1 protein-coding gene and 1 pseudogene are annotated in these 1,085 nt (G+C 80.1%); both read right to left on the bottom strand.

Features of this window, described 5'->3' with window-relative positions; genetic code table 11:
- Positions 1 to 708: pseudogene (locus tag AB8Z36_RS41035) on the bottom strand (hypothetical protein); the annotation flags it as partial.
- Positions 709 to 842: 134 nt separating this feature from the next.
- The gene (locus AB8Z36_RS41030; protein ID WP_076685833.1) at positions 843 to 1,019 is read right to left on the bottom strand and encodes a Trm112 family protein; all 177 of its coding nucleotides are present in this window, start codon (positions 1,017 to 1,019) and stop codon (positions 843 to 845) included.
- Between the last annotated feature and the right edge of the window lie 66 nt (positions 1,020 to 1,085).

Below are 1,085 nucleotides of genomic sequence, written 5' to 3'. Positions count from 1 at the left end.
GGGCAGCCACGGCCTCACCATCCCCATGGCGGCCCCCCCCCCCCCCCCCCCCCCCCCCCCCCCCCCCCCCCCCCCCCCCCCCCCCCCCCCCCCCCCCCCCCCCCCCCCCCCCCCCCCCCCCCCCCCCCCCCCCCCCCCCCCCCCCCCCCCCCCCCCCCCCCCGGAGACGGCTTGCCGCGCTGACTCGTCGGGCGCCCCTCCGTAGGCGCGGTAGAGCGAGGCCGCCATGGGGATGGTGAGGCCGTGGCTGCCCTCCACGCTCTCGGCGATCGGGGTGCGGGCGGGGGCGACCGCGACGACCGTGCAGCCGCGGCGGTAGGCCTGCTCGGCGAGGAGGGAGAGGCCCGGCTCCGAACCGTCGGGGGTGGCGATGAGCAGCAGGTCCACCGGGCCGACCCAGCCGGGCAGCGCCCAGCGCAGGGCGCCCGCGGCGGGGGCGACGCCGGTCGGGGCGATACGGATGACGGGGCAGGCCGCGCTGACGAGGCCGTCAAGGACGTTGGCGACGCAGGCGGCGGCGGTGCCGGGGCCCGCGATCAGGATGGCGCGGGGGCGGCCGTCGGGCCTCAGTTCCGTGAGTCCGGCCTCGGTGGCGTGGCGGACCGCGGTGCGCACGCGGGCGCCGGCCTCCGCGGCGCCCCGCAGCAGCCCCCGGCGGTCGGCGCGGGCCAGCGCCTCCGGGTCGTCGAGAAGCGACTCGTCGAGCATGGGTCAGGCCTCCGGTTCGCCGTGCGCGACTTCCGGCACGGGGCTGGGTCGTGCGGGGCGCGTGGCCGGTGCGCGGGCCGTGAGCCGTCGCGCGTGCGGGCGGCGCTCCTGCTGCTCGGTACTGGTGCGTGCCGTTACGCGGGGCGGCGGGCCTCGTCGACCAGGAGGACGGGGATGCCGTCGCGGACCGGGTAGGCGAGGCCGCACTCCTTGGCGTCCGCCGTGCAGACCAGCTCGGTCTCCGTCTCGTTGAGGGGAGCGTGGCAGGCCGGGCAGGCGAGGATCTCCAGGAGGCCGGCTTCGAGCGCCATGGGGTGGGTCCCTTCGAGCTGGTGAGGTGGGTTCGCGCGGTCCTGCGGTCCCGGGTGGGGCGGCGC

Origin of the sequence: Streptomyces flavofungini (genome assembly GCF_041028215.1) — a bacterium.
Lineage (GTDB): Bacteria > Actinomycetota > Actinomycetes > Streptomycetales > Streptomycetaceae > Streptomyces > Streptomyces flavofungini_B.
The sequence above is the reverse complement of the archived record's forward strand: the minus strand, read 5'-3'. Positions and strand labels throughout refer to the sequence as shown.

What these genes read in the sequence shown, in the direction of transcription:
- AB8Z36_RS41030 (WP_076685833.1), bottom strand. Translation starts at nt 1,019, where the DNA reads ATGGCGCTCGAAGCCGGCCTCCTGGAGATCCTCGCCTGCCCGGCCTGC.